The 21351-nt window shown below is 64.6% G+C and carries 19 protein-coding genes and 1 pseudogene; 13 read left to right on the top strand and 7 right to left on the bottom strand.

The annotated features are described in order from the left end of the window. Window positions 1-29: 29 nt before the first annotated feature. Window positions 30-1460 carry a LysM peptidoglycan-binding domain-containing protein gene (locus tag GGI48_RS00700; protein WP_179596292.1) on the bottom strand — a complete coding sequence of 477 codons (1431 nt, stop codon included), beginning with the start codon at window positions 1458-1460 and terminating at the stop codon, window positions 30-32. A 99-nt stretch (window positions 1461-1559) separates the two neighbouring features. Beyond that, window positions 1560-2327, bottom strand: coding sequence for a hydroxyacylglutathione hydrolase (gene gloB, locus GGI48_RS00695; protein WP_179596290.1), 768 nt, complete (start codon window positions 2325-2327; stop codon window positions 1560-1562). Between the two features lie 65 nt (window positions 2328-2392). Between gloB and GGI48_RS00690 the strand changes: the two genes are divergently transcribed. Together GGI48_RS00690 and rnhA are read left to right on the top strand one after the other, a co-directional pair. After that, window positions 2393-3151, top strand: coding sequence for a methyltransferase domain-containing protein (locus GGI48_RS00690; RefSeq protein WP_016964268.1), 759 nt, complete (start codon window positions 2393-2395; stop codon window positions 3149-3151). Between the two features lie 108 nt (window positions 3152-3259). Continuing rightward, on the top strand, window positions 3260-3709 hold the full coding sequence (gene rnhA, locus GGI48_RS00685) for a ribonuclease HI (RefSeq protein ID WP_016964267.1): 450 nt from the start codon (window positions 3260-3262) through the stop codon (window positions 3707-3709). Window positions 3710-3714: 5 nt separating this feature from the next. Here rnhA and GGI48_RS00680 read toward each other — a convergent pair whose 3' ends face one another. Then, entirely contained in the window at window positions 3715-4050 is a 336-nt protein-coding gene (locus GGI48_RS00680; RefSeq protein ID WP_179596288.1) for a DUF2388 domain-containing protein, read from the bottom strand. 181 nt (window positions 4051-4231) lie between these two features. Here GGI48_RS00680 and dnaQ point away from each other — a divergent pair, with 181 nt between their 5' ends. The 3 genes and pseudogenes from dnaQ (at window position 4232) to GGI48_RS00665 (ending at window position 8201) form a co-directional block, all read left to right on the top strand. Next, window positions 4232-4987, top strand: a complete 756-nt coding sequence (gene dnaQ, locus GGI48_RS00675; protein ID WP_047304738.1) for a DNA polymerase III subunit epsilon — start codon at window positions 4232-4234, stop codon at window positions 4985-4987. A 304-nt stretch (window positions 4988-5291) separates the two neighbouring features. Then, window positions 5292-7547, top strand: coding sequence for an Orn/Lys/Arg decarboxylase N-terminal domain-containing protein (locus GGI48_RS00670; RefSeq protein ID WP_179596286.1), 2256 nt, complete (start codon window positions 5292-5294; stop codon window positions 7545-7547). A 14-nt stretch (window positions 7548-7561) separates the two neighbouring features. After that, window positions 7562-8201, top strand: a pseudogene (locus GGI48_RS00665) (GNAT family N-acetyltransferase). Here GGI48_RS00665 and GGI48_RS00660 read toward each other — a convergent pair. Together GGI48_RS00660 and GGI48_RS00655 are read right to left on the bottom strand one after the other, a co-directional pair. Beyond that, entirely contained in the window at window positions 8146-9039 is an 894-nt protein-coding gene (locus tag GGI48_RS00660; RefSeq protein WP_179596282.1) for a LysR substrate-binding domain-containing protein, read from the bottom strand. The pseudogene GGI48_RS00665 and the gene GGI48_RS00660 overlap by 56 nt on opposite strands. 116 nt (window positions 9040-9155) lie before the next feature. Further along, entirely contained in the window at window positions 9156-9392 is a 237-nt protein-coding gene (locus tag GGI48_RS00655; RefSeq protein ID WP_179596280.1) for a hypothetical protein, read from the bottom strand. Between the two features lie 216 nt (window positions 9393-9608). Here GGI48_RS00655 and GGI48_RS00650 point away from each other — a divergent pair, with 216 nt between their 5' ends. Further along, the gene (locus GGI48_RS00650; protein ID WP_179596278.1) at window positions 9609-10166 is read left to right on the top strand and encodes an NADPH-dependent FMN reductase; all 558 of its coding nucleotides are present in this window, start codon (window positions 9609-9611) and stop codon (window positions 10164-10166) included. A 125-nt stretch (window positions 10167-10291) separates the two neighbouring features. Beyond that, window positions 10292-11578 (top strand): arsenic transporter, encoded by a 1287-nt coding sequence (locus GGI48_RS00645; protein ID WP_179596276.1) that lies wholly within the window; start codon window positions 10292-10294, stop codon window positions 11576-11578. 90 nt (window positions 11579-11668) lie between these two features. On the opposite strand, the gene GGI48_RS00640 is transcribed toward GGI48_RS00645, so the two are convergent. Continuing rightward, window positions 11669-12646, bottom strand: coding sequence for a DUF1853 family protein (locus tag GGI48_RS00640; protein ID WP_179596274.1), 978 nt, complete (start codon window positions 12644-12646; stop codon window positions 11669-11671). Window positions 12647-12808: 162 nt separating this feature from the next. Between GGI48_RS00640 and GGI48_RS00635 the strand changes: the two genes are divergently transcribed. Genes GGI48_RS00635 through pepN form a run of 6 tightly spaced genes read left to right on the top strand, consistent with a single transcriptional unit; the run spans window position 12809 to window position 19309 of the window. Beyond that, window positions 12809-13699 (top strand): NAD(+) kinase, encoded by an 891-nt coding sequence (locus GGI48_RS00635; RefSeq protein ID WP_007920913.1) that lies wholly within the window; start codon window positions 12809-12811, stop codon window positions 13697-13699. Then, a complete protein-coding gene (locus tag GGI48_RS00630) occupies window positions 13696-14670 on the top strand; it encodes a metallophosphoesterase (RefSeq protein WP_173655942.1) in 975 nt (324 codons plus the stop codon). Before GGI48_RS00635 ends, GGI48_RS00630 begins: the two co-directional genes overlap by 4 nt. Next, complete coding sequence (locus tag GGI48_RS00625; RefSeq protein WP_016965406.1) at window positions 14667-15536, top strand: rhomboid family intramembrane serine protease; 870 nt, start codon at window positions 14667-14669, stop codon at window positions 15534-15536. Before GGI48_RS00630 ends, GGI48_RS00625 begins: the two co-directional genes overlap by 4 nt. Before the next feature lie 15 nt (window positions 15537-15551). Continuing rightward, the gene (locus GGI48_RS00620) at window positions 15552-15812 is read left to right on the top strand and encodes a YeaC family protein (protein ID WP_016965405.1); all 261 of its coding nucleotides are present in this window, start codon (window positions 15552-15554) and stop codon (window positions 15810-15812) included. Continuing rightward, a complete protein-coding gene (locus GGI48_RS00615; protein ID WP_047304730.1) occupies window positions 15809-16639 on the top strand; it encodes a DUF2797 domain-containing protein in 831 nt (276 codons plus the stop codon). Before GGI48_RS00620 ends, GGI48_RS00615 begins: the two co-directional genes overlap by 4 nt. A gap of 12 nt (window positions 16640-16651) precedes the next feature. Further along, window positions 16652-19309: an aminopeptidase N gene (gene pepN / locus GGI48_RS00610; protein ID WP_179596272.1), complete on the top strand. Its 2658-nt coding sequence runs from the start codon at window positions 16652-16654 to the stop codon at window positions 19307-19309. Between the two features lie 170 nt (window positions 19310-19479). Here pepN and GGI48_RS00605 read toward each other — a convergent pair whose 3' ends face one another. Beyond that, a complete protein-coding gene (locus tag GGI48_RS00605; protein ID WP_179596270.1) occupies window positions 19480-21111 on the bottom strand; it encodes a SulP family inorganic anion transporter in 1632 nt (543 codons plus the stop codon). Window positions 21112-21351 lie beyond the last annotated feature (240 nt).

The raw sequence follows: 21351 nt of genomic DNA, 5'->3' as shown, positions 1-21351 counted from the left end.
CCGGCAAGCCGGCTCCTACAGAGCGGGTTTCAGTGTGGCAGGTAGACCGTGAGCATCTGGCCCGGCTTGAGGGCTTGCGCCGCACGCGGGTTCCAGCGCTTGAGGTGCTGCATTTCAACATTGAAACGCTTGGCCACGATGTACAGCGAGTCGCCTTGCTTGACCTTGTAGCGGGTCGACTTCTGCTTGCCGCTGCTGGCCACGCTGGTTTTCTTGCCGGCGGCCTTGCGGGTGTCCTGCATCACCAGGGTCTGGCCGACCTTGAGGTTCTTGCCGCTGAGCTTGTTCCAGCGTTGCAGGTCCTGCACATCCACCTTGTTGGCCTTGGCGATCAGGGTCAGGTTGTCGCCGTTCTTGACCCGGTAGATGCGCTTGGGTCGCAGCGAGTCGCGGCCTTCGTCGCGGTCGAAGACCGGCTTGAGGGAGCGCTTGCTGATCAGCTCTTCGGGTTTCATGGTGGACAGGCTGGTGGTCAGCAGCTGGGCCTTGGACGTGGGCACCAGCAGGTGCTGTGGACCGTCGACGGTGGTGCGCTGCTTGAACGCCGGGTTGAGCTGGAACAGCTCGTCCTCGTCGATGTTGGCCACCGCCGCGACCTTGGACAGGTCCATGCGCTGGTTGATTTCCACCACCTGGAAGTAGGGTTCGTTGGCGATCGGGTTGAGGTTCACGCCGTAGGCCTGCGGGGCCAGTACCACCTGGGACAGGGCCAGCAGCTTGGGCACGTAGGCTTGAGTCTCGGCCGGCAGCGGCAGGTTCCAGTAGTCGGTGGGCAGGCCGAGCTTGTCATTGCGCTCGATGGCCCGGCTCACGGTGCCTTCGCCGGCGTTGTAGGCGGCCAGGGCCAGCAACCAGTCACCGTTGAACATGTCGTGCAGGCGGGTCAGGTAGTCCAGGGCGGCGGTGGTGGAGGCGGTGATGTCGCGGCGGCCATCGTAGAAGCGGGTCTGGCGCAGGTTGAAGTAGCGCCCGGTGGCCGGGACGAACTGCCACAGGCCCACGGCATCGGCCCGGGAATAGGCCAGCGGGTTGTATGCGCTTTCGATCACCGGCAGCAGGGCCAGCTCCAGCGGCATGTTGCGCTCTTCGAGACGCTCGACGATGTAGTGGATATAGAGGCTGCCGCGTTCGCCGGCGTTTTCCAGGAAAGAAGGGTTGCTGGCGAACCACAGGCGCTGCTGTTCAATACGCGGGTTGACGCCCAGGCCTTCTTGCAATTGGAACCCCTGGCGCATGCGTTCCCAGACATCCTGGGGTACTTGCGGGCTTGGCTTGTTGCTCAGCCAGATGGGTTTTTGCTTGATGCGGGCGTTGAAATTCTGGGTGTGTGTCGCGTCGCTCTGCGGGGCATGGCCGGTGCTTTGGCAGCCCGCAAGCGTCGCTGACACAGCTACCGCGATGGCCTGGGCCAAGCGCGTCAATGCGTCTGAACTGATGGAATAACGAATAGATGACGACATTGGCTGGAAGTAAGTTCCGGGCAAAAATGTCGGGCGATTCTAGAAAGCACCCGGGGTGCGGTCAACCATTCAGAATTTTTGTACCAGTAGATAGCTTGCTTAGAATTTATCTTTCCAAGCCCTCAGGGCCGCAAAGACCGCACTCTGCGACGGGTTATCCTGGCCGCTCCGTTCGTCCGCTTTTTGTTTAACGGATGTTTCACCGGTACGCAAAAACGGGTTGGTGAGTTTCTCAAGGGCCAGGGTTGATGGCAGGGTCATGCGCCCTTGCTCGCGCATCTGCGTGACCTTTTCCAGACGCTGGGCAATGTCCGGGTTGGCGGGCTCTACTGCCTGGGCGAAGCGCAGGTTGCTCAGGGTGTATTCGTGGGTGCAGTAGATCAGGGTGTCGTCCGGCAGCGCGGCGAAGCGGCTGAGGGAGAGGTGCATCTGTTCCGGCGTGCCTTCGAACAGGCGTCCGCAACCGGCGGCGAACAGGGTATCGCCGCAGAACAGCAGGCCGTGATGGTAGTAGGCGATGTGTCCCAGGGTATGGCCGGGTACGGCGAATACCTCGAAGTCCCAGCCGAGGATGTTGGCGTGGTCGTTGTCGTTCAGGGCCACGTCGCGTCCGGGGATCTTTTCCCGCGCCGGGCCATACACGGTGGCGCCGCTGTGCTGCTTGAGCCGCTCGACACCGCCGACGTGGTCGTGGTGGTGATGGGTCACCAGAATGTCGCTCAGCACCCAGCCCGGGTGCTGTTCCAGCCAGGCCAGGACCGGCGCCGCGTCGCCCGGATCGACGACCGCGCAGCGCTGGCTGCGATGATCCTGTAACAACCAGATGTAGTTGTCGGTGAAGGCGGGCAGGGCACTGATCTGTATCATCTTCGGATTCGCCAAGCGGAAAACAATGGCGCATCTTAGAGCTTCTTGGCGTGTTGGAGAATGCAATGACCGATAAAGCCTTCGCTCAGGCAGATCCCGACTGGCTGGCCCTGATCAGTGCGGCCCGGGACTGGCTGTCCGGTCCCCTGGGGCAATTTTTGCTGGATGAAGAGCGGCGCATGCTCGAAGAGGAACTGGGGCGTTTCTTTGGCGGTTACCTGGTGCACTACGGGCCTTCGGCGCAGAACCCGCCGGTGGCGCCGCAGGTACAGCGCAATGTGCGCCTGGGCGCGCCGCTGCCCGGGGTGGAGATCGTCTGCGAGGAGCAGGCCTGGCCCCTGAGCGAGCATGCCGCCGATGTGGTGGTGCTGCAGCACGGCCTGGATTTCTGCCTGTCGCCCCACGGCCTGCTGCGCGAGGCCGCCAGCAGCGTGCGCCCCGGTGGTCATCTGCTGATTGTCGGCATCAACCCCTGGAGCACCTGGGGCTTGCGCCATGTGTTCGCCCACGACGCCTTGCGCCAGGCTCGTTGCATCTCGCCCTCGCGGGTGGGCGACTGGCTCAACCTGCTGGGCTTCGCGCTGGAGAAACGCCGCTTCGGGTGCTATCGTCCGCCGCTTGCCTCGCAGGCATGGCAGGCGCGACTGGCGGGCTGGGAGCGCAAGGCCGGGCAGTGGCAACTGGCCGGCGGCGGCTTTTATCTGCTGGTGGCGCGCAAGATCGCCGTCGGCCTGCGCCCGGTGCGCCAGGTGCGACGCGAACCCATGGGCAAGCTGGTGCCGCTGCCCATGGCCAAGGTCAATCGCCGTAACAGCGAATCCTGATGACCTGCAGCAACCTTCTTTTTATATAGACCGGCCGAGTGACCTCGGCCTTGGGCGCTGTCGACCGCAATCGGCAGGCCAATGGCAATTTTCTGATGGAAGGCGTGGATGAGCGATAGCGTAGAAATCTTTACCGACGGTGCCTGCAAGGGCAATCCCGGCCCCGGTGGCTGGGGCGCGTTGCTGGTGTTCAAGGGCGTCGAGAAGGAGCTCTGGGGCGGCGAAGCCAACACCACCAACAATCGCATGGAGCTGATGGCGGCGATTCGTGGCCTGGAAGAACTCAAGCGCGAGTGCGACGTGCTGCTGGTCACCGACTCGCAGTACGTGATGAAGGGCATCAACGAGTGGATGGCCAACTGGAAGAAGCGCGGCTGGAAGACCGCCGCCAAGGAGCCGGTGAAGAACGCCGACCTGTGGCAGCAGCTGGACGAGCAGGTCAACCGGCACAAGGTCACCTGGAAATGGGTTCGCGGCCACACCGGCCACCACGGCAACGAGCGGGCCGATCAGTTGGCCAACCGTGGCGTGGATGAAGTGCGCGGCTACAAGGGCTGACGGCGCTACAGGGTGAGAATTGCCGCCGCCAGTTGTGCGTCGCTGTAGGGCGGGTTGTGCAGCGTTCGGCGAATGTGCTGCAACGCCGATTCCAGGCGCACGCCGCGAATCGCCCCGTCGCTGGCGACGAAGGCCGCGGCGTCGCTGCGGGCTTCCAGGACAACCTTGTCATCCTTGAACGAGCTGCTGATCTTGGCCGTGCCTTTGCTGCTGGTCAGCAGTCCGCTCATGCTCAGGTCGGTGCTGATCACCAGGCTGGTGGCATGGCTGGAACTGCTGAGCATTGCAATGAACAGGGCGATGAACAGCAGTCTTGGCAGACGGCGCCGGAGAGTCTTCATGACCGCGAGTTTCCCTGGAAAAGATCGGCGGCACCCTAGCAGCCGGGCCTTGGGCGAACCTCATCAGCTTTGCGAATAACTGTTAAAAAGTGCGCGGCAGCGGCCTGTTGCCTGCGGCGCGCTGTCCCTGGGCCGGGCATGCTAAAATCCCGCCCTTTGCCAGATTGAGAACGGACCACTGATGGCCAACAGATCTGTTGTACTCGATACCGAAACCACCGGTATGCCGGTGACCGACGGCCACCGGATCATTGAAATCGGCTGCGTCGAGTTGATCGGTCGGCGCCTGACCGGGCGGCACTTCCACGTTTACCTGCAACCGGATCGCGAGAGCGACGAGGGCGCCATCGGCGTCCACGGCATCACCAACGAGTTCCTGGTGGGCAAGCCGCGCTTTGCCGAAGTCGCCGACGAGTTCTTCGACTTTATCCAGGGCGCTCAGCTGATCATCCATAACGCGGCGTTCGACGTTGGCTTCATCAACAACGAATTCGCCCTGATGGGGCGCCACGACCGCGCGGACATCACCCAGCACTGCACCATCCTCGACACCCTGTTGATGGCCCGTGAGCGTCACCCCGGCCAGCGCAACAGCCTCGATGCCCTGTGCAAGCGCTATGGCGTCGACAACTCCGGTCGTGAACTGCACGGCGCCTTGCTCGACTCGGAGATCCTCGCCGACGTCTACCTGACCATGACCGGTGGCCAGACCAGCCTGTCGCTGGCGGGCAACGCTTCGGATGGCAACGGTTCCGGCGAAGGCTCGGGCAACCGCGCCACGGAAATCCGCCGTCTGCCGGCCGATCGTCCCCGGGGACGGATCATCCAGGCCAGCGCAGCCGAATTGGCCGAGCACCAGACACGCCTGGAGATCATCGCCAAGTCTGCCGGTGGCCCGGCACTCTGGACCCAGTTGCTCGAAGCCCAGCAGCAATAAGCCTTGTTGCCTGCGGCCCTGTAGCCGCTGGCGCAGGCTGCGCACGGCTCCGTAGGAGGCGCAGCGATTGAGAGGGCGGCAGCTGTCGGGAGACCGTCAAGCAAGGCCCTGCGGGCCTTTTTGCAGCTTCGCGGGCTCAGCAGCGGCTACAGAGTGGTTGGCGTGGCTGGGAGCGGGCCGGCAATTGTTCCAGTGCGACGTTTTGTTATACCCAGCCCTTGCCCGGGGTGACACAAGGCGTGCGCAGCTTCTACCCTGAGTTGATTGGCGGGGCCAACCCGCCGTCTCAGGACATCCAGCCTCCATGTACAAAGACCTGCAGTTTCCGATCCTGATCGTGCACCGCGACATCAAGGCCGATACGGTGGCCGGGGACCGGGTGCGGGGCATCGCCCGGGAGCTGGAGAAGGACGGCTTCAGCATCTTCTCGGCGGTGAACTATGCCGAAGGGCGCCTGGTGGCCGCGACCCATCACGGCCTGGCCTGCATGTTGATCGCCGCCGAGGGCGCCGGGGAAAACACCCACCTGCTGCAAAACATGGTGGAGCTGATCCGCCTGGCCCGGGTGCGGGCGCCGCTGTTGCCGATCTTCGCCCTGGGCGAGCAGATGACCCTGGAGAACGCCCCGGCCGATGCCATGAGCGAGCTCAACCAGCTGCGGGGCATTCTCTACCTGTTCGAGGACACGGTGCCTTTTCTCGCCCGCCAGGTGGCCCGGGCCGCGCGCAATTACCTGGACGGGTTGCTGCCGCCGTTTTTCAAGGCCCTGGTGCAGCACACCGCCGACTCCAACTATTCATGGCATACCCCGGGGCACGGTGGGGGCGTGGCGTATCGCAAGAGCCCGGTGGGGCAGGCGTTCCATCAGTTCTTTGGCGAGAACACCTTGCGTTCCGACCTGTCGGTGTCGGTGCCGGAACTGGGCTCGCTGCTGGATCACACCGGGCCCCTGGCCGAGGCCGAGGCGCGGGCGGCGCGCAATTTCGGCGCCGATCACACCTTTTTCGTGATCAACGGCACTTCCACCGCCAACAAGATCGTCTGGCACTCCATGGTCGGTCGCGACGATCTGGTGCTGGTGGATCGCAACTGCCACAAGTCGGTGCTGCACTCGATCATCATGACCGGGGCCATTCCCCTGTACCTGTGCCCGGAGCGCAACGAGCTGGGGATTATCGGCCCGATTCCCTTGAGCGAGTTCAGCCCCGAGTCGATCCAGGCCAAGATCGACGCCAGCCCGCTGACCCGTGGCCGCGCGCCCAAGGTCAAGCTGGCGGTGGTCACCAACTCCACTTACGACGGCCTGTGCTACAACGCCGAGCTGATCAAGCAGAGCCTGGGCAACAGTGTCGAGGTGCTGCACTTCGACGAGGCCTGGTATGCCTACGCCGCCTTCCACGAATTCTTTTCCGGGCGTTATGGCATGGGCACCTCGCGCAGCGCCGAGAGCCCGTTGGTGTTCACCACCCATTCCACCCATAAGCTGCTGGCGGCCTTCAGCCAGGCGTCGATGATCCATGTGCAGGACGGCGGCGCCCGGCAGCTGGACCGGGACCGTTTCAACGAAGCCTTCATGATGCATATCTCCACGTCGCCGCAATACAGCATCATCGCCTCGCTGGATGTGGCCTCCGCGATGATGGAAGGGCCGGCGGGGCGCTCGCTGCTGCAGGAAATGTTCGATGAGGCCCTGAGCTTCCGCCGGGCCCTGGCCAACCTGCGCCAGCACATCGCCGCCGATGACTGGTGGTTCTCGATCTGGCAGCCGGAGCGGGTCGAAGGCATCGACCAGGTGCGCACCGAGGACTGGCTGCTGGAGCCCGAAGGCGAGTGGCACGGCTTTGCCGGCGTCACCTGCGACTATGTGCTGCTGGACCCGATCAAGGTCACTCTGGTGATGCCCGGCCTGACCGCCGGCGGCGCACTGAGCGAGCACGGGATCCCGGCGGCGGTGGTCAGCAAGTTTCTCTGGGAGCGCGGGCTGGTGGTGGAAAAGACCGGGCTCTATTCATTCCTGGTGCTGTTCTCCATGGGCATTACCAAGGGCAAGTGGAGCACGCTGCTCACCGAGCTGCTGGAGTTCAAGCGTAACTACGACGCCAATGTCAGCCTCGCCACTTGCCTGCCCAGCGTCGCCAGCCAGGACCCGCAGCGCTATCAGGGCATGGGCCTGCAGGACCTGTGCGACCAGTTGCACGCCTGCTACCGCAGCAATGCCACCGCCAAGCACCTCAAGCGCATGTACACGGTGCTGCCGGAGGTGGCGATGAAGCCCGCCGATGCCTACGACCAACTGGTGCGGGGCGAGGTCGAGGCCGTTTCCATCGATCAGTTGCAGGGGCGTATTGCCGCGGTGATGCTGGTGCCCTATCCACCGGGGATTCCGTTGATCATGCCCGGCGAGCGCTTCACCGAGTCGACCCGCTCGATCATCGACTACCTGGGGTTTGCCCGGGCCTTCGACAGCAGCTTCCCGGGCTTTGTCGCCGATGTGCACGGTCTGCAGCATGAGGATCTGGGCGACGGGCGCCACTACACCGTCGATTGCATCAAGGCATGAGGAGTTTTCCCGCTATGCAGCCTGTTGTGAACCCCAAGCACCCGGGGCTGGCGATCCGCGTGGCCGACCAGGGGTTCGCCGCCTATGTCTGGGGCAGCGATTTCAGCTTCCAGGTCAGCGCCTACGCCGAGCCTGCGCCAAGCCTGGCGGTGGCGGACTGGCCGCTGCGCAAGGTGGTGCCGTATCGCAAGTGCTATGGCATCGATCCGGAGGAATTCGGCAGTTACCGCAATGCCGCGGACAGCGAGATCTTCATGGCCTATCTCGACGATCAGGCCGTGGGGCATGTGGTGGTCAGCACCAACTGGAATGGCTACGGGCATGTCGACGAGCTGGCCGTGCACGCACCGGCCCGACGCCACGGAGTGGCCCGGGCGCTGCTGGAGGTGGCGCAGTTCTGGAGTCGCAAGAAGCAACTGCCGGGGGTGATGCTGGAAACCCAGAACAACAACCTGGGGGCCTGTCGCCTCTACGAGCGCTGCGGCTATGTGGTGGGCGGGGTGGATCACCTGCGTTATCGCGGCATCGATCCGCAGACCCGCGAAGTGGCGATCTTCTGGTATCGGCTGTTTGCCGATGAGCCCCAGGTGAGCCCGGCTTAACCCGCCAGCAGGGCCTCGGCCTGTTCGGTCAGCAGTTCCAGCAGGGCATTGAGCCAGGGCGAGGCCTCGCTGCCCTGGCGGCGCAGGGCGTACAAGGTGACGCCGATCGGCGGCGACAGCGGGCAGATATCGAGCCCGGCACTGCGGGCACCGACGGCGGTGAAGGGGTCGACAATGGCCAGTCCTTCGCCGGCTTCCACCAGGCTGCGCATCATCTGATAGGTCTGCACGCGGGTCTGGATCACCGGGCTTGGCCGCAGGTTCTGCAATTTGCTGGCGAGCATCACGTTCAGCGGGTCCTGGCCTTCCAGGCCGAGCATGGCCTGGCCGGCCAGGTCCTGCAGGGCGGCGTATTTCTGCCGGGGCTGCAGCCAGCCATGGGGGGCCAGCAGGAACAGCTTGCCCTGGGCCAGTGCCTGGCTGTAGATGTCCGGGTGTTCGGGGTCATGCAGGCTCAGGCCCAGGTCGCAATCGCGCAGCAGCAGGCGCTCGACCATCTCTCGGGTGCCGTGACTGAGCAGGCTGCACGGGGTATCGGGAAAGCGCCGCCGCAGGGCGGCGATGCATTGCGGCAGCAGTTGCTGGACCAGCGGCGGGGTGCCGATGATGCGCAACGGCGGTGCCTGGTGAAAGCGCAAACTATCGGCCAGGCGTTGCAGTGGCTCGAAGGCGTCGTAGACCCGGGTAATCGCCGGTTGCAGCTCCCGGGCCTCGCGAGTGGCCTGCAAGCGTCCGCGCACGCTGGCGAACAGCATGAACCCCAAGTGGCTTTCGGCATCGCGCAGCAAGGCCTCGACCTCGGCCACCGAGAGCTGCAGCAGCTCGGCGGCGGTGCCCAGGTGGGCGGTTTGCAGGAGGGCCTGAATCACTTCGATATGACGTAGACGCATGCTTGAAGTCCATCTCCAGCCGTTGGGCGGTCAAGCATCGAATCCTACCCCAACTGCGGGTCCGGAAGCTGTAGCCGCCGCTCTTGGCCGGGCCGGACCGCCGGGGCCGGGTGCGCCTATTCGGAGATGTAGGTCTCGGGCTCGCGGACGATGGTCACGTCCGATTGCACCAGCAGGAACTGATTGCCGTCGAGCTTGCGCACCCGGTCGCCAATGGCCAGGCGGTAGGTGGTGACGGGCTCCGAGCCACTGCTACCGTCCTGCGCGGGCATGGATTCCTGGAACTCGTGCACTGAATACACCCGTCCTTCGGCATCTCTTGCATGGAATTGTCCGACAAGTACTGCAGCCATCTTTAGAGCCTCTGGAGATAAAACACGCAAATTTCGTTGCTGTAGACCCGGTGGGTGCCGGGTAAGTTTTGCCGCCTGGAAAAAATAATCCGTGGCCGCCGCCGGCCGTGGGGTGCGGCAGGATTTATCTGAGGAAATGGCGTCCGCAGGGTAGCAGGCACCCCCCGGGCTCATCTATAACTAACAGCTTCTTCACGCCAAGGGTTGGAAACTCCAATGAGCAATGTCTACAAGGTTGCAGTGCTGGTCGGCAGTCTGAGAACGCAGTCCCTGAACCGCAAGGTCGCCCTGGCGTTGGCCGAGCTGGCCCCGGCGAACCTGCAGTTGGGCATCGTCGAGATCGGCGATCTGCCGCTCTACAACGAAGACATCGATGGGACGCCGCCGGCGAGCTACACGCGCTTTCGCGAACAGATCGCGGCCGCCGATGCGCTGTTGTTCGTCACCCCGGAATACAACCGTTCGGTGCCGGCGGCCCTGAAGAATGCCATCGACGTGGGTTCGCGGCCCTACGGCAAGAGTGCCTGGGGCGGCAAGCCGGGGGCGGTGATCAGCGTGTCCCCGGGGGCCATCGGCGGCTTTGGCGCCAATCATCATCTGCGCCAGTCCCTGGTGTTCCTCAATGTGCCGTGCATGCAGCAGCCCGAAGCCTACCTGGGCGGCGCCGGTTCAGCGTTCGACGACGCGGGCAAGCTGTCGGAGGCCACCCGGCCGTTCCTGCAGAGCTTCATCAACGCCTACGGCCAATGGGTCGAGCAACAGAAGAAAGCCTGACCCCCTAACATCCCCCTGCTCGCGTAGGAGCCGGCTTGCCGGCGAACAGGACCTTGAGTCCCGTGGCGCCCTCTGGGGCGCCTTCGCCGGCAAGCCGGCTCCTCCATAATCAAGACCCCCTTCTCATGTTGATTGCAGTACTGATCTTCCTGCTGACCATTACCCTGGTGATCTGGCAGCCCAAAGGCCTGGGCGTCGGCTGGAGCGCGGTGTTCGGCGCGCTCCTGGCGCTGTTCTGCGGCGTGGTGCAACTGGCCGACATCCCGGTGGTGTGGCAGATCATCTGGAACGCCACCGGCACCTTCGTCGCCCTGATCATCATCAGCCTGCTGCTGGACGAAGCCGGGTTCTTCGCCTGGGCCGCCCTGCATGTGGCGCGCTGGGGCCGCGGGCGAGGGCGCCGCTTGTTCGCCTTCATGGTGCTCTTGGGCGCCCTGGTGTCGGCGCTGTTCGCCAACGACGGCGCGGCGCTGATCCTCACGCCCATCGTGATTTCCATGCTGCTGGCCCTGCGCTTTTCGCCGGCCACCACCCTGGCTTTCGTCATGGGGGCCGGCTTCATCGCCGACACCGCGAGCCTGCCGCTGGTGGTGTCGAACCTGGTGAACATCGTCTCCGCGGACTTTTTCAAGATCGGCTTCAACCGCTATGCGGCGGTGATGCTGCCGGTCAACCTGGTGAGCGTGGCCGCGACCCTGGTGGTGCTGCTGTGGTTTTTCCGCCGTGATATCCCGCTGGATTATGACCCCCGACAACTGGCCGAACCGTCCAGTGCCATCCATGACCGGGCAACCTTCATGGCCGGCTGGTGGGTGCTGCTGATCCTGCTGCTGGGCTGCTTTGCCCTGGAGCCGCTGGGGATTCCCATCAGCGCCATTTCCGCGGCCTGCGCCACCTTGCTGCTGGTGATCGCGGCGCGTGGACACAAGATCTCCACCCGCAAGGTGCTCAAGGAAGCGCCATGGCAGGTCGTGATTTTTTCCCTGGGCATGTACCTGGTGGTGTACGGCTTGCGCAATGCCGGCCTGACCGGGCACCTGGCTGCCTGGCTCGACGCCTTTGCCGGCGGCGGAATCTGGGGCGCGGCCCTGGGCACCGGCTTGCTCAGCGCCGGGTTGTCGTCGTTGATGAACAACCTGCCGACGGTGCTGATCGGCGCCTTGTCCATCGACGCCAGCCAAGCCACCGGGGTGGTCAAGGAAGCGATGATCTACGCCAACGTCATCGGCAGCGACCTGGGGCCGAAGATCACCCCGATCGGCAGCCTGGCGACCCTGCTCTGGCTGCATGTGCTGGAGCGCAAGGGCATTCATATCGGCTGGGGCTATTACTTCCGGGTCGGCGTCGTGCTCACCGTGCCGGTGCTGCTGGTGACTTTGGCGGCCCTGGCGTTGCGGCTTTCCCTGGCCTAGCGAACCCTTACGGCTGGAGCCGGCTTGCCGGGCACAAGGCCCGTGAGCGTTGCGCCGCTCATGAGGACGCTTTCGCTGGCAAGCCAGCGCCTACGCAGGCTGGTCTTTGGGCTGGAGGGGCTGGGGCGCGGGGACGTTGGGCCACAGATCGGCTACCAGGAATAGGCGTTCGGCTTCTTCCCAGTCCCCTTCGGCGGTTTCCTCCAGGCGCACCAGCAATTGCGCCGGGGCCTGGGCGTCCAGTTCGGCAAGCCATTGCTGAAGTTGCCCGGCGGTCCAGGTTTGTTCGACCGAATAGTGGGCCGGCGCCAGCCAGGCGTGGCGGGGCAGGGGTTGCCAGCGCCCCGGGGCGCCCTGGGCCACGTAGGCCGGCCAGTCCCGTTGATGCAGCCAGCGCCCCCGCAAGTGTTGCGGATGGGCGCCCTCGGGCGGATCGGCGTGGCCCGGCCAGGGGTAGAGCAGGTAGCCCCCCAGCCACAGGTGGGCGCGAAACTGCTGGATATCCAGCGCCGCCAGGGCCTCGCGGCTTTCATCCCGGGCGGAAATCGGCAGTTGGTGTTCATCCAGGTGCGCCAGTTTGCGGTCCAGGCGGTCGTGGCAGCCCGGCCCTAGCCATTGTGCGCTGTCGCGGCCGTTGCCCCGTTGCGGGCCCAGGTAGAGCTTGATCGCCAGTTCCAGGTGATGCACGCCCTCGCGGTCGCGCAGCAGCATGTCCAGCTCGCCCAGGGTCTGGCCGCCACGGCGGATCGGCAGGTTGGCCGCCAGCAGTTCGACCCCCGGGGCGTGCTGCACGGCAAACTGCCAGAGGCGTTCGTAGTACAGGCCCAGGCGCCGTGTCTGGCTGCGGTTGAGCCAATGGCGCAGCGCGCTGGAGTCCAGGTCCAGGCGCTGCAGCCAGTGCGCCAGCAGTTGCGGCGCCTGCACCCAGTCGCTTCCGGACAGGGGATGGCGCTGCGGCCAGGGCGTGTGGCTGAGCATCGGCGGCGCGAGGATGACCCAGGCGAGGTCGCGGACTTCAGGTTGACGCAACTGGCGTGGAAGGCTGAGCAGATCCGGGAACAGGAGCATGCTGCGAGCATAGACGCAAACCCTTGCGTTTCGCGATAAATGCGTGCCGCTCGGTGCTCGCGCTGCGCTTCCTAAGCCCGCGTGGCTGAAAGGATTTTGTCTAACGCCGGGTTTCGCCCATAATCCTCCGTTTCGCCCGTACCCGAACCTCGCAGGAGCCCCATGGAGCAATTTCGCAATATCGGCATTATCGGTCGCCTGGGCAGCTCCCAGGTGCTGGACACAGTTCGCCGACTGAAGAAGTTTCTGCTGGCGCGCCACCTGCACGTGATCCTCGAAGACACCATCGCCGAAGTGCTGCCGGGCCACGGCCTGCAGACCTCCTCGCGCAAGCTGTTGGGCGAGGTCTGCGACATGGTCATCGTGGTCGGCGGCGACGGCAGCCTGCTGGGCGCCGCCCGGGCCCTGGCGCGGCACAATATCCCGGTGCTGGGGATCAACCGCGGCAGCCTGGGGTTTCTCACCGACATCCGCCCCGATGAGCTGGAGGTCAAGGTCGCCGAAGTGCTGGACGGCCATTACCTGGTGGAAAACCGCTTCCTGCTGCAGGCCGAAGTCCGCCGTCACGCCGAGGCCATCGGCCAGGGCGACGCGCTGAACGACGTGGTGCTGCACCCGGGCAAGTCGACGCGGATGATCGAGTTCGAGATCTACATCGACGGCCAGTTCGTCTGCAGCCAGAAGGCCGACGGCCTGATCGTCGCCACGCCCACCGGCTCCACGGCCTACGCGCTGTCCGCCGGCGGCCCGATCATGCATCCCAAGCTGGATGCCATTGTGATTGTGCCGATGTACCCCCATACCTTGTCCGGAAGGCCGATCGTGGTCGATGGCAACAGTGAGCTGAAAATCGTCGTGTCCAAAGATATGCAGATCTATCCGCAAGTCTCCTGTGACGGGCAGAACCATTTCACCTGCGCACCGGGCGACACCATCACGGTCAGCAAGAAGGCCCAGAAACTGCGCCTGATCCACCCGCTGGACCACAACTACTACGAGGTCTGCCGGACCAAGCTTGGCTGGGGCAGCCGACTGGGCGGTGGAGGCGACTGATGCTCGATCCCGCGCGTAGCTACGACCTGATCGGTGACGTGCACGGTTGCGCCCTGACCCTGGAGCACTTGCTGGATCGGCTCGGGTATCACAAGCAGGGCGGCGTCTGGCGGCATCCGTCGCGCATGGCGGTGTTCCTCGGCGACATCATCGACCGCGGCCCGCGAATCCGTGAGTCCCTGCACATCGTCCACGACATGGTCGAGGCCGGTCAGGCGCTGTGCATCATGGGCAACCATGAATTCAACGCCCTGGGCTGGAGCACCCCGGCGGCCGCCGGCAGTGGCAAGCAGTTCGTGCGCGAGCACACGCCGCGCCATGCCCGGCTGATCCACGAAACCCTGACCCAGTTCGAACACCACCCGGGCGACTGGCACGACTTCCTTGAGTGGTTCTATGAACTGCCGCTGTTCGTCGATGCCGGGCGCTTTCGCGTGGTGCATGCCTGCTGGGACGCCGGCCTGATCGCGCCGCTGCGCCAGCAGTACCCCAACGGCTGCATCGACCGCGAGTTCCTCCAGGCCTCGGCGCTGCCCGACAGTTTTGCCAGCACCGCCTTCGATCGCCTGCTGCGCGGCACCGACATGCGTTTGCCCCACGGCCTGACCATGACCAGCGGCGACGGCCTGACCCGGGCGTTCTTCCGCACCAAGTTCTGGGAAGACGACCCGCAGACCTACGGCGACATCGTCTTTCAGCCCGATGCCTTGCCCGATCCGGTGGCGCGCACGCCCCTGTCCCCGGCCGAGAAGAACAGCCTGCTGCGCTACGGCCCTGACGAACCGATGCTGTTCGTCGGGCATTACTGGCGCAGCGGCAAGCCGGCGCCGATCCGCCCCAACCTGGCGTGCCTGGACTACAGCGCCGTGCTCTACGGCAAGCTTGCCGCCTATCGCCTGGACCAGGAAACCCGTCTGGATCCGAATAAATTTGTCTGGGTCGACGTCGAGCGGCCCGAGGTGTTGCGATGAGCGCAGTAGCGGTTTTGCGTCTGCCCCTGGCCACGGACCTGAGTGGCTTCGTCAAGTTGCTGCAGCGCATGCAGGTGCCGCACCGGGTCAGTGAAGAGGCCGGCGAGCAAGTGCTCTGGGTGCCGGAATCCATCAGTGAGGACGTGCGCGGCCTGTACCAGCGCTTTCCCCAGGGCGATCCCGAGCAGCAACTGGACATCCCGCAGGCCGCCTCGCCGGCGCGGGTTGGCCTGGCGCAGCAGTTGCGCCGCAGCCCGGTCACCGCGCTGATCCTGCTGCTGAGCCTGGCGGTGTGCGGCATCACCTTGCTCGGTGACAACCTGCAGACCCTCGGCTGGTTCACCTTCCTCGAGTTCCGCGTGGTCGGCGACTACATCCAGTTCAGCTCCCTGGCCGACAGCCTGGCGGCGGGGCAGTGGTGGCGCCTGGTGACGCCGATGCTGATTCACTTCGGCATCCTGCACATCGCCATGAACGGCATGTGGTACTGGGAACTGGGGCGGCGCATCGAACTGCGCCAGGGCAGCATCAACCTGCTGGGCCTGACCCTGCTGTTCAGCCTGGTGTCCAACTTCGCGCAATACTATTTCAGCGGCCCGACCCTGTTCGGTGGCCTGTCCGGGGTGCTCTACGGCCTGCTCGGGCATTGCTGGATCTATCAACTACTGTCGCCCAACCCCATCTACCGCCTGCCCCGGGGCGTGCTGGTGATGATGCTGGTGTGGCTGCTGCTGTGCCTGTCCGGGCTGGTGTCGATGATCGGCTTCGGCGAAATCGCCAACGCCGCCCACGTCGGCGGGCTGCTCATCGGTTGCCTCACCGGCTTGTTGGGCGGCCTCTACAGCCGCCATAAACTGGCCCTTTAAACGCTGGAGTCGTGTATGTCGTCCTTTGTCGAAATGATCGAAAACATCACCCCCGAGATCTACCAGAGCCTGAAACTGGCGGTAGAGATCGGCAAATGGGCCGATGGCCGCAAGCTCACCGCCGAACAGCGTGAACTGTCCCTGCAGGCGATGATCGCCTGGGAGATGCAGAACCTGCCCGAGGACCAGCGCACCGGCTACATGGGCCCGCAGGAATGCGCCTCGAAGTCGGCGCCGGTGCCGAACATCCTGTTCAAGTCGGATGCCATCCATTGATCGAGATTGGCCGCGGTTCCATCAGCAAAATGTCGGCGCGCCTGGATGGGCCGAATGTTCAGTACGCGTTTCGCCTGGGTGACAGCGAGGTGCCGGTCAACCCCCTGATCGGCACCCAGGTGCGCCTGGAATACCTGGGGGCGATCCATTGCACCCATTGCGGGCGCAAGACCAAGACCAGCTTCAGCCAGGGTTATTGCTACCCGTGCATGACCAAGCTGGCCCAGTGCGATGTGTGCATCATGAGCCCCGAGCGCTGCCACTACGACGCCGGCACCTGCCGCGAGCCGTCCTGGGGCGAGCAGTTCTGCATGACCGATCACGTGGTCTATTTGGCCAACTCCTCGGGGATCAAGGTCGGCATCACCCGCGCCACCCAGCTGCCCACCCGTTGGCTCGACCAGGGCGCCAGCCAGGCACTGCCGATCATGCGCGTGGCGACCCGCCAGCAATCGGGCTTCGTCGAGGACCTGTTCCGTTCCCAGGTGGCCGACAAGACCAACTGGCGCGCGCTGCTCAAGGGTGATGCCGAGGCCGTGGACCTGGTGGCGGTGCGCGAGCAGCTGTTCGAGTCCTGCGCCGAGGGCCTGCTGGCGCTGCAGGAGCGTTTCGGCCTGCAGGCGATCCAGCCGGTGAGCGACATCGAGCCCCTGGAAATCCGTTATCCGGTCGAGCAGTACCCGACCAAGATCGTCAGCTTCAACCTGGACAAGAATCCGATCGCCGAAGGCACGCTGCTGGGCATCAAGGGCCAGTACCTGATCTTTGATACCGGCGTGATCAACATTCGCAAATACACGGCCTATCAGCTCGCCGTGCATCAGTAGAAGGAATTCGCCATGCGCACCGAACAACCGAAGATGATCTACCTGAAGGACTATCAGGCCCCCGAGTACCTGATCGACGAGACCCACCTGACCTTCGAGTTGTTCGAGGACCATAGCCTGGTCCATGCGCAGCTGGTGATGCGTCGCAACCCCGCGCGTGGCGCCGGTCTGCCGCCGCTGGTGCTCGACGGCCAGCAGCTGGAGCTGCTGTCGGTGAGCCTGTCCGACCAGTTGCTGAGTGCCAGCGACTACCAGCTGGACGACAGCCACCTGACCCTGCACCCCACCAGCGCCAGCTTCACCGTTGACACCAGCGTGAAGATCCACCCGGAAAGCAACACCGCCCTGGAAGGCCTGTACAAGTCCAGCGGCATGTTCTGCACCCAGTGCGAGGCCGAGGGCTTTCGCAAGATCACCTATTACCTCGATCGCCCGGACGTGATGAGCAAGTTCACCACCACCGTGGTGGCCGAGCAGCACAGCTATCCGGTATTGCTCTCCAACGGCAACCCGATTGCCAGCGGCCCCGGCGAAGACGGCCGGCACTGGGCGACCTGGGAAGACCCGTTCATGAAGCCCGCCTACCTGTTCGCCTTGGTGGCCGGTGACCTGTGGTGCGTCGAGGACAGCTTCCGCACCCAGAGCGGCCGCGATGTGGCGCTGCGCATCTATGTCGAGCCGGAAAACATCGACAAGTGCCAGCACGCGATGAACAGCCTGAAGAAGTCCATGCGCTGGGACGAAGAAACCTACGGCCGTGAGTACGACCTGGACATCTTCATGATCGTCGCGGTCAACGACTTCAACATGGGCGCCATGGAAAACAAGGGCCTGAACATCTTCAACTCCAGCGCCGTGCTGGCCCGTGCCGAAACCGCCACCGACGCCGCGCACCAGCGGGTCGAGGCGATCGTCGCCCACGAATACTTCCACAACTGGTCGGGCAACCGGGTGACCTGCCGCGACTGGTTCCAGCTGTCGCTCAAGGAGGGCTTCACGGTGTTCCGCGATGCCGGTTTCTCCGCGGACATGAACTCGGCCACGGTCAAGCGCATCCAGGATGTGGCCTACCTGCGCACTCACCAGTTCGCTGAAGATGCCGGCCCCATGGCCCATGCCGTGCGCCCGGAAAGCTTTATCGAGATTTCCAACTTCTACACCCTGACCGTGTACGAAAAGGGCTCGGAAGTTGTCGGCATGATCCACACCTTGCTTGGGGCTGAAGGTTTCCGTAAGGGCAGCGACCTGTACTTCGAGCGCCATGACGGTCAGGCCGTGACCTGTGACGACTTCGTCAAGGCCATGGAAGATGCCAACGGCGTCGATCTGAGCCAGTTCAAGCGCTGGTACAGCCAGGCCGGTACGCCACGGCTGGTGGTCAGCGAGGCCTACGACCCGGCGGCCAAGACCTACAGCCTGACCTTCCGCCAGAGCTGCCCGCAAACCCCGGACAAGGTGGAGAAACTGCCGTTCGTGATCCCGGTGGAGCTGGGCCTGCTGGACTCGAAAGGGGCGGGCATTGCCCTGCGCCTGTCCGGTGAAAGCGCGGCCCAGGGCACCTCCCGGGTGATTTCGGTGACCGAGGCCGAGCAGACCTTCACCTTTGTCGATATCGCCGAACAGCCGCTGCCCTCGCTGCTGCGGGGCTTCTCGGCGCCGGTGAAGCTGAGCTTCCCCTACAACCGCGACCAACTGATGTTCCTCATGCAGCACGACAGCGACGGTTTCAACCGTTGGGATGCCGGCCAGCAGTTGGCCGTGCAAGTGCTGCAAGAACTGATTGCCCAGCATCAGCAGGGTCAGGCGCTGGTGATGGACGAACGTCTGGTGACCGCCCTGGGCACCGTGCTGGCGGACGACAGTCTGGACCAGGCCATGGTCGCGGAAATGCTCTCCCTGCCGGGCGAGGCCTATCTGACCGAGATCAGCGAAGTGGCGGATGTCGAGGCGATCCACGCGGCCCGCGAATTTGCCCGCCAGCAGCTGGCCACGCGCCTGTTCGACGCGCTGTGGAAGCGTTATCAGGCCAACCGTGCGCAGTCCAAGGTCACGGCCTATGTGGCCGAGTCCGAGCATTTCGCCCGTCGCGCGCTGCAGAACATTGCCCTGTCGTACCTGATGCTCACCCACAAGCCCGAAGTGCTGGCGGCGGCCATCGAACAGTTCGACAGCGCCGACAACATGACCGAGCGCCTGACCGCCCTGGCGGTGCTGGTCAACTCGCCGTTTGAGGCCGAGAAGGCCAAGGCCCTGGCGGTGTTCGCCGAGAACTTCAAGGACAACGCCCTGGTCATGGACCAGTGGTTCAGCGTGCAGGCCGGCAGCCCGTTGCCGGGCGGCCTGGAGCGGGTCAAGGCGCTGATGCAGCACCCGGCGTTCAATATCAAGAACCCGAACAAGGTGCGCGCGTTGGTGGGGGCGTTTGCCGGGCAGAACCTGATCAACTTCCATGCGGCGGATGGTTCGGGTTATCGCTTCCTCGCGGATCTGGTGATCCAGCTCAACGGCTTCAACCCGCAGATCGCTTCGCGGCAACTGGCGCCGCTGACCCGCTGGCGCAAATACGACAGTGCCCGCCAGGCGCTGATGAAAGGCGAACTGGAGCGCATCCGCGCTTCCGGCGATCTCTCCAGCGACGTGTTCGAAGTGGTGAGCAAAAGCCTCGCCTGACGGCGGCAGCGGCTACACATAGCAGCCTCGGCTGCGCCTGTAGCCGCTGCTGAGCCTGCGAAGCTGCGCAAAGGTCCGCAGGACCTTGCTTGGCGATCGCTGTCATCCCTCTGTGGGTCTTGAGATCGATACGCAGTGCCGCCCAGACCGTTCGCAGCCTGCGGCAGCGGCTACAGGGGGGGTAGTGCGCTGCTCAAGTCGCGGTGATAGTTCTGCGCGCCAATGGCGTGCAGGATACCCACGCGCTCAAGCTTGGCATGAACCTTCAGGTTGGCCTCGCACAGTTTCACCACAATCCCGCGCTTGTGCAGCTGACCTATCACTTCCTCCAGGGTCTGCAGCCCAGTGATATCCATGAACGGCACATGCTTGAGGCGGATGATCAGCAGCCTGGGATCGCTATGGGTCTGGGCCAGTGCCCGTTCGAAGGTTTCCGCCGCGCCAAAGAACAGGGGGCCTTCGATGGTGTAGATCAACACCCCCGGCGGCAGGGGGCCGCGGCCTTTGCCGCGCAGTTCGTTTTCCAGGTCTTCACCCACCACCTGTTGCACCTCCACCGAGGAGGCCATGCGCCGCAGGAAATGCAGCATCGCCAGGATCACCCCGATATTCACCGCGATCACCAGATCGCTGAACACTGTCAGCACAAAGGTGCACAGCAGGATCGCCACGTCCGCCCGGGGCGCGCGCTGCAGCATGCGCTTGAAGTGGTGCAGTTCGCTCATGTTGTAGGCCACCACGAACAGGATCGCGGCCAGGGCACACAGCGGAATATTGGCTGCCAGCGGGGCGAGAAACAGGATGATCAGCGTCAGCACCCCGGCATGGACGATGCCGGCCAGGGGACTGGTGGCTCCGTTGCGGATGTTGGTGGCGGTGCGGGCGATGGCGCCGGTGGCGGCAAAGCCGCCAAACAGCGGCGTGGCCAGGTTGGCAATGCCCTGGCCGATCAGTTCCTGGTTGGAATCGTGGCGGGTGCCGGCCATGCCGTCGGCGACCACCGCCGACAGCAGCGACTCGATGGCCCCGAGCATGGCGATGGCGAAGGCCGGGCCAATCAGGTCCAGTATCCGTGGCAGGCTGATCTGTGGCAGTTGCAGGCTCGGCAAGCCCTGGGGAATGCCGCCAAAGGCGCTGCCGATGGTGGCCACGCCGTCGAACTGGAACAGCGACTGCAGGGCGGTGGCCAGGGTCATTGCCACCAGCGGCGCGGGCAGGCGCTTGAGCCAGGGGATCTTCGGTAACCACAGCAACAGTCCGAGGCTGAGCAGGGCCAGCAGGGTGGTGGCCGGGTGCAGCCCGGGCAGGGACTGCAACAGGTGCCAGAGCTTTTGGTGAAAATGCTCGCCCTGGGCTGCGGGCAAACCGAAGAAGTCCTTCCACTGGCTGACCCAGATGATCACCCCGATGCCGGCGGTGAAACCGAGAATCACCGGATCGGGGATGAATTTGATCAGGGCGCCGAGGCGGCTGATGCCCAGCAGGAACAGAATGACGCCGGCCATCATGGTCGCCAGTTGCAGGCCGTCGACCCCGTACTGGGCGGTGACCCCGGCGAGAATCACGATAAAGGCCCCGGTGGGCCCGGCGATCTGCAAGCGGCTGCCACCGAACAGCGACACCAGCAGGCCGCCGACGATGGCGGTGTAGATCCCCTGTTCGGGCTTGACCCCGGAGGCGATGGCGAAGGCCATGGCCAGGGGCAGGGCCACCACGCCGACAATCACCCCGGACACCAGGTTGCGGGCCCAGTGGGCGCGTCCCAGCAGCCCGGCTTTCCAGGCCTCGCGTATGGCAATCATGCGGTACTCCTCAAGCTCATCGGGTTGGCCTCCCATGCCGCTCATCATAGTCAACGGCGGGGGCAGGGGATGCATGCGCTGGATCAGTCTTTGGTCGCGTGACCGCAGGCCAGGGTCAAACAAGCCGTGAACGCAACGGGCGCTTGGTCGCTGTTGGGGGCGTTGAGCCGTGGCGCCCGCGGGTATCGATCAGCCCAGCGAATGCCCGAGCATTCAGGTGCCTGACCAGGCGCGCTGATT

The sequence above is a fragment of the Pseudomonas protegens genome, from assembly GCF_013407925.2.
GTDB lineage: Bacteria > Pseudomonadota > Gammaproteobacteria > Pseudomonadales > Pseudomonadaceae > Aquipseudomonas > Aquipseudomonas fluorescens_AP.
Note: the sequence above shows the minus strand (reverse complement) of the source record. Positions and strands in the feature narration are given on the sequence as shown.